5 protein-coding genes and 1 rRNA gene are annotated in these 6,970 nt (G+C 70.0%); 2 read left to right on the plus strand and 4 right to left on the minus strand.

The window, feature by feature from the left end; translation table 11 throughout:
• Positions 1-90, minus strand: a 16S ribosomal RNA gene (locus IE178_RS20120); the annotation flags it as partial.
• 541 nt (positions 91-631) lie between these two features.
• The gene (locus tag IE178_RS20125) at positions 632-1,180 is read right to left on the minus strand and encodes a MarR family winged helix-turn-helix transcriptional regulator (RefSeq protein WP_184764475.1); all 549 of its coding nucleotides are present in this window, start codon (positions 1,178-1,180) and stop codon (positions 632-634) included.
• 122 nt (positions 1,181-1,302) lie between these two features.
• Between IE178_RS20125 and IE178_RS20130 the strand changes: the two genes are divergently transcribed.
• Positions 1,303-2,577 carry an MFS transporter gene (locus tag IE178_RS20130; RefSeq protein ID WP_193513385.1) on the plus strand — a complete coding sequence of 425 codons (1,275 nt, stop codon included), beginning with the start codon at positions 1,303-1,305 and terminating at the stop codon, positions 2,575-2,577.
• Between the two features lie 21 nt (positions 2,578-2,598).
• Here IE178_RS20130 and IE178_RS20135 read toward each other — a convergent pair whose 3' ends face one another.
• On the minus strand, positions 2,599-4,248 hold the full coding sequence (locus IE178_RS20135; protein ID WP_184764474.1) for an ATP-binding SpoIIE family protein phosphatase: 1,650 nt from the start codon (positions 4,246-4,248) through the stop codon (positions 2,599-2,601).
• Positions 4,249-4,421: 173 nt separating this feature from the next.
• The gene (locus tag IE178_RS20140; protein WP_193513285.1) at positions 4,422-5,801 is read right to left on the minus strand and encodes an NAD(P)/FAD-dependent oxidoreductase; all 1,380 of its coding nucleotides are present in this window, start codon (positions 5,799-5,801) and stop codon (positions 4,422-4,424) included.
• 376 nt (positions 5,802-6,177) lie between these two features.
• Here IE178_RS20140 and IE178_RS20145 point away from each other — a divergent pair, with 376 nt between their 5' ends.
• Positions 6,178-6,933 (plus strand): TetR/AcrR family transcriptional regulator, encoded by a 756-nt coding sequence (locus IE178_RS20145; RefSeq protein WP_193513286.1) that lies wholly within the window; start codon positions 6,178-6,180, stop codon positions 6,931-6,933.
• Positions 6,934-6,970 lie beyond the last annotated feature (37 nt).

Raw genomic sequence — 6,970 nt, forward strand, 5'->3', positions numbered from 1 at the left:
AATCCCCACCGAAGTGGTTCATCGTTCGACTTGCATGTGTTAAGCACGCCGCCAGCGTTCGTCCTGAGCCAGGATCAAACTCTCCGTGAATGTTTACCGGTAATCCGGTGCACACATCACGAGAGCGGAACGGCCGGAGGAATAATCCGACCGTTCACAGCGTCCTCGCTGTGTTTTCTTCAAAGGAACCTCGTCCCAGCCTGATGGCCGGAGACGGGGTATCAACATATCTGGCGTTGACTTTTGGCACGCTGTTGAGTTCTCAAGGAACGGACGCTTCCTTTGTACTCACCCTCTCGGGCTTTCCTCCGGGCGCTTCCCTTCGGTCTTGCGTTTCCGACTCTATCAGATCCTTTTCTCGGCCTGACCCCCAGTCAGCGGGGTTTGTCTTTCCGGCCGCTGGGCCGTTCCGACGTCTCAAACCTTAGCGGACTCTCTCCGTGTTTCCCAAATCGAGGGTCGGAATTGAATTCGGGCACGCCGAAATCGTTCCCACTGGGAGGTCGTGCTGAGGTTTTGAGTGCCGCTGATGCGGCGGAAGGTGCTGCCGGGGAGCCGTTACGGCTCCGTGGCAACCCGAAGAACCTTACGGATCGGCGAGGGGGCTGTCAAGCGTCCCCGTGCGAGATCTTCAGTCCAGGTCGGTGAGGCGTCCGCCGGCGTCCGGCTGGGCGTCTTCCACCCGGCGCAGGAGGCGGATGAGAACCTCACCGAGGGTCGTCCGCTCGTTCGGGTCGAGGTCCTGGAGGAGGTCCTCCTCGAAGACGGAGGCCATGCGCATGGCCTCCAGCCACTTCTCGCGGCCGGACGTCGTCAGCTCGACGATCACGCGAACCCGGTTGGTCTCGTCCCGCTCCCGGGTGACCAGGCCTTCGGTGACCATGCGGTCGATCCGGTGGGTCATGGCGGCCGGGGTCAGCCCCAGACGCTTGGCGAGGTCGCTGGGGCCCATGCGATACGGGGCGCCGGAGAGGACGAGGGCCTTGAGGACCTCCCAGTCGGCGTTGGTGATGCCGAGTTCGGCGGTCTGCCGGCCGTAGGCGACGTTCATGCGGCGGTTCAGCCGGGACAGCGCGTTGACGATCTTCTCGACCTGGGGGTCGAGGTCCTGGAACTCGCGCTGGTAGGCGGCGATCTGCTCTTCGAGTGTCGGCTCGCCGAGGCCGGAGGTGTCACCCATGGCCGCAGTATGGCATGACTCTTCTTTGCCTTGAAGTCCTTCCCTGTGTACTCTTTAGCATCGAACTTTAGCTTCTAAGTCTTCACTCCTAACTAGTAAGAGAGGTGAACGTGACCAGGGCGATGGGCGCAGCGATGCGCCGGATCCACGTGGGCAACGCACTCAGCGCTTTCGGGCTGGGCTTCACGGTCCCGTATCTGTACGTCTATGTGGCGCAGGTCCGGGGGCTGGGAGCCATGACGGCGGGTCTCGTACTCGCCGTCTTCGCTGTGGCCGCGCTGATCGTGCTGCCGTTCGCCGGGCGGGCCATCGTCCGGCGGGGTCCGCTGCCGGTGCTGCTCGTCGCCCTGGTCACGGCCGCGATCGGGGCGCTGGGCCTGGGGCTGTCGCGCGGTGCGGCAGCCGTGCTGCTGTCGGCGGCGGTGCTCGGCGCCGGGCAGGCAGTGATGCAGCCTGCCCTCGCGACGATGATCGTGGACTGTTCCGGCGCGGAGACCCGGTCGCGGGCGTTCGCCACGCAGTTCTTTCTGCAGAACCTCGGGCTCGGCGTCGGCGGTCTCATCGGCGGTCACCTCGTGGACCCGACGAAGGCCGGCTCCTTCACTGTGCTGTTCTCACTCGAGGCGGCGATGTTCCTGCTGCTGGTCGTGGTGATGGCGACGGTGCGGATGCCGCACGCGCCGCGCATCACGGACGCCCCCGCGCAGTCGGCCAAGGCGGGCTGGAAGCAGCTTCTGGGCAACCGGGCCATGGTGCAGCTGTGTGTGCTGGGCTTCGTGCTGTTCTTCGCCTGCTACGGACAGTTCGAGTCGGGGCTGAGCGCGTACGGGGTCGAGGCCGCCGGGATCTCGACGTCGGCGCTGGGGACGGCGCTGGCGGCGAACACCCTGGTGATCGTGGTCGCGCAGTTCGTGGTGCTGCGGTTCGTCGAGCGGCGCAAGCGGTCCCGGGTGATCGCGTCCGTCGGTCTCATCTGGGCCGCGGCGTGGTCCGTGGCCGGGTACGCGGGGCTCGGCGGCGGGAGCCAGGCGATGGCGACGGCCGCGTTCATCTCGACGTACGCCCTGTTCGGGCTCGGTGAGGCGATGCTGTCGCCGACCCTCGCGCCGCTGGTCGCCGATCTCGCGCCGACCGGGATGGCCGGTCAGTACAACTCGGCGTTCGCCCTGGTGAAGCAGCTCGCGCTGGCCGTGGGTCCGGCGGTGGGCGGGCCGCTGGGTGCCTCGCTGCACGCGCCGTACATCGTGGTTTTCGTGCTGTTCTCGCTGGGAATCACGGTGCTTGCGGTGCGTCTGGGGCGGCAGCTCACGGACGTGCAGAACCAGCCGTCGGCAGCGCGGAGCCGTGTGGTGGCGCAGGGGGGCGCGGCGGCGGGGCAGGCTCCGGCGCACGCCTGAGCCGCGCGCCCTGCGTCGCTCTCACGCGCGGGCGGTCTTCGGCAGGACGAACTCGCACCAGACCGCCTTGCCGCCGTCCGGGGTGCGTCTGCTGCCCCAGTTGGAGGCGATCGTCGCGACGATGGCGATGCCCCGGCCGGACTCGTCGCAGGGTTCCGCGCGGCGGCGCCTCGGCAGGTGGTCGTCGCCGTCGGTGACCTCGATGATCAGGCGGCGGTCGGTGCGTCGCAGCCGCAGCCGCATGGGGGGTGTGCCGTGCTGGAGGGAGTTCGCGACCAGTTCGCTGGTGGCCAGGACGCCCAGGTCGTGCAGCTCCGCGGGGAAGCGCCAGCTGGTCAGCACGCCGGAGGCGAAGGCACGCGCGCGGGGCGCCGCTTCGACCCCACCGAGCAGTTCCAGCGCGGCGTTGCGGAAGAGCTCGCTCTCCACTCCCTTGCGGGCGGGGTGCTGGAGGACCAGCACGGCCACGTCGTCGTCATGGTCCGGGGTCACACCGGCCGAGCGGACCAGGCGGTCGCAGACGACCTGGGGGCTGCCGGTGGCTCCGGCCAGGGCGCGCTCCAGGGCGGCGATGCCCTCGTCCAGATCCTCGTTCCTCCGCTCGACCAGACCGTCCGTGTAGAGGACGGCGGTGGAACCGGGGCCGAGGGGGATCGCCCCTGAGGTGTGCATCCAGCCGCCGGTGCCGAGCGGGGGGCCGGTGGGTTCGTCGGCGCGCTGGACGGTGCCGCTCTCGTCGCGGACCAGGATGGGCAGATGGCCGGCGGAGGCGTACACCAGACGGCCCTCGTTGGGATCGTGGATGGCGTACGCGCAGGTGGCGATCTGGTTGGCGTCGATCTCCATGGCGAGGCCGTCGAGGAGCTGGAGCACCTCGTGCGGGGGGAGGTCGAGCCGGGCGTACGCGCGCACGGCCGTACGGAGCTGCCCCATGACCGCGGCGGCGCGCACCCCTCGCCCCATGACGTCGCCGATGACCAGGGCGGTGCGGCCGCCACCCAGAGTGATCACGTCGTACCAGTCGCCGCCGACGGCGGCCTCGGTGCCGCCGGGATGGTAGGTGGCGGCGACGCGCAGGTCGTCGGGCTCCTCCAGCTCCTGCGGCAGGAGGGAGCGCTGGAGGGTGACGGCGGTCTCGCGCTGCCGGCGTTCGCTGGCGCGCAGGCGTTCGGCCGCTTCGGCGTGGTCGGTGACGTCGGTGGCGAAGACCAGCACTCCCCGGCCGTCGCCCTCGGCGACCGGAGTGCAGGTGAAGGTGTACGAGCGGCCGTCGGGGGCCCTGCGGGACTTCACCGTGCGGGACTTGCCGCTGCGCAGGACCTGGTCGAGGAGGGGCAGCAGGCCCAGTTCCTCGAGTTCGGGGAGGGCTCCGCGCGCGCGGGCGCCGAGCGGGCGGGCGCCGAAGGCCGTCGTGTAGGCGTCGTTGACGTAGGCGATGCGGTGGTCGGGGCCGTGGACCAGGGCGACGAGGGAGGGGACGCGGTCCAGGACCTCGCGCACTCCGAGCTCGTCGACGGCGGGCACGGGCCGCATGTCGTCGGTGAGTTGTTCGGCGCGGGCTGCGGGCACGGAGCCCTCCCCCCGCCGGTCCGGGGAGACGGTGTGCTCGGTCCGCGCTGCGGCGCGGCGCTGCGTTCCGGGGAGCCGGGCGCTCCAGCGCGTGAAGTTCACGAATCCTTGCCTCGTGTTAGTTGTCGGCGGCCGGAAACCGGGACCGGCCGGGGCCCCGGGGGCCGCACCGGGGTGGGTGGGGGCCGCCCGCGGTGGTGGACCAGTCTGGCAGGGTGCCGACCGGGCCGACATCCGTCAGACGTCGGCCCGGCCGGTGGAGTTCCTGGGTCCGGTCAGGACGACCCCTTCGGGTTGTGCGGGGGATCCGGAGAAGGCTTTCCACCGGCCGCCAGTTCGAACTCCGCCCGGGGGTGTTCGAGTGAACCCAGGGAGACGATCTCCCGTTTGAAGAGCCCGGCGAGCGCCCACTCGGCGGCCACCCGTGCCTTGCGGTTGAAGGTCGGCACCCGGCTGAGGTGATAGGTCCGGTGCATGAACCAGGCGGGATAGCCCTTGAGCTTGCGTCCGTACACCTGCGCCACCCCCTTGTGCAGTCCCAGGGAGGCGACGGAACCGGCGTACTTGTGGGCGTACGTCTCCAGCGGCTCACCGCGCAGCGAGTGCGCGATGTTGTCACCGAGGACCCTCGCCTGCCGCAGCGCGTGCTGCGCGTTGGGCGCGCACTCCCGGCCCTGCTCCCGCGCGGTGACATCGGGGACGGCGGCGGCGTCCCCCGCGGCCCACGCGTGTGCGGCCCCCTCGACGGCCAGCTCGGCGGTGCACTTCAGCCGCCCCCGCCCGTTGAGCGGCAGATCGGTGGCGGCGAGGACGGGATGCGGTTTGACGCCCGCCGTCCACACGACCGTGCGCGTGGGGAAGCGCGCACCGTCGCTGAGCACGGCGACCCGGTCCGCGCAGGACTCCAGGCGTGTCTCGAGGCGTACGTCGATGTTGCGCCGGCGCAGTTCGGTGACCGTGTAGCGGCCCATCTCCTCGCCGACCTCGGGCAGGATGCGGTCCGAGGCCTCGACGAGGATCCACTTCATGTCCTCGGGACGGAGGTTGTGGTAGTACCGCGCGGCGTAACGGGCCATGTCCTCCAGCTCACCGAGGGCCTCGACCCCCGCGTAACCGCCACCGACGAAGACAAAGGTGAGGGCGGCATCCCGGATGGCGGGGTCACGAGTCGAGGAGGCGATGTCCATCTGCTCGAGGACGTGGTTGCGCAGGCCGATGGCCTCCTCGACGGTCTTGAAGCCGATGCCGTGCTCGGCGAGACCGGGGATCGGCAGCGTGCGCGACACGGAGCCGGGCGCGAGCACGAGCTCGTCGTACGCGACCTGCCGGCCGCCGGTGCCCTCCTCGCCGGTGGCGAGCGTGCTGATGGTGGCCGTGCGCCGCGCGTGGTCGATGGCGGTCGCCTCGCCGATGACGACGCGGCACCCCTCGAGGACACGACGCAGCGGTACGACGACATGCCGAGGGGAAAGGGCACCGGCGGCCGCTTCGGGAAGGAAGGGCTGGTAGGTCATGTACGGATCCGGGGTGACGACCGTGATCTCGGCGTCGCCTCTTGCGAGTTCCCGTTTCAGCTTCCGCTGCAGACGCAGGGCCGTGTACATCCCGACGTAGCCGCCGCCGACAACGAGAATGCGCGCACGTTCCTTCACCATCCCATGACGCACCCGTCGCTTGCGTTTGTCCACAGCCTCGACGGATTGTGTGACCGGACGGCCCTCGTACACCGGGTTGGCCGATTTACTGACCCTGACGGAATACCCGCAGGTCAGAAGGCGTGAATTGACCCCTGCCCCTGGGTACATTCAGGACGTTTGCGACCCGTACTCCGATCGAGGGCGCTCCGTGCGGAACCTGCCTCTTCTGAATTGACTCCCTCTCAACTATGTTCGTGTGTCGACGGGGTGTAGGGGGATGCGCTCATCGGGTCCGCGACGGGCGGAGCCGACAGGCCGACCCGTTCCGCACGCCCCGGCCATCAATGGCGGGGAGAAGTCTCCGGGGGGAGACGTCATTACCGGGGGAAAGCGTATGCATGTTCAGGATTCTCATTGGTCTTCCGCTGCCACGACCGGCGCCATGATGAGCGCCCCGACAGGCAACGGCCGCGCGGACGTCACGCGCACGACACCGCTGCGCGTGGACGCCCAGCGCAATCTGGAGCACGTACTGCGTGCCGCGCGTGAGGTCTTCGGCGAGCTGGGCTACGGCGCGCCGATGGAGGACGTGGCACGCCGGGCACGCGTCGGTGTGGGCACGGTGTACCGGCGCTTCCCGAGCAAGGACGTCCTGGTGCGGCGGATCGCCGAGGAGGAGACGTCCAGGCTGACCGACCAGGCGCGTGCGGCGCTCGGCCAGGAGGACGAGCCGTGGTCGGCACTGTCCCGCTTCCTGCGCACTTCGGTCGCCTCGGGGGCCGGCCGGCTGCTGCCGCCGCAGGTGCTGCGGGTGGGCGTGGCGGAGGAGCACGGCGCGTCCGAGCACGCGCGTCTGCCGCAGCAGCGGAAGCAGCCGACGGGTGAGCTGCGGCTGGTACCGGAGGAGCCGGTGGCCGCCGGTGTCGCACCGGAGGACGATGCCGGTGCGGCGCAGCTCCTCGATGTCGTGGGGCAGCTGGTGGAGCGGGCTCGCGCCGCGGGGGAACTGCGGCCGGACGTCTCGGTGTCGGACGTGCTGCTGGTGATCGCCACGGCGGCTCCGGCCTTGCCGGACGCGGCGCAGCAGGCGGCGGCGTCGGCACGGCTGCTGGACATCCTGCTGGAAGGGCTGCGGTCGCGGCCGGTGTAGCGCGGATACGTGGGTGACTGGTGCCGGGGGTGGTTGC

The sequence above is a fragment of the Streptomyces griseoloalbus genome (assembly GCA_014650015.1).
Taxonomy (GTDB): domain Bacteria; phylum Actinomycetota; class Actinomycetes; order Streptomycetales; family Streptomycetaceae; genus Streptomyces; species Streptomyces griseoloalbus.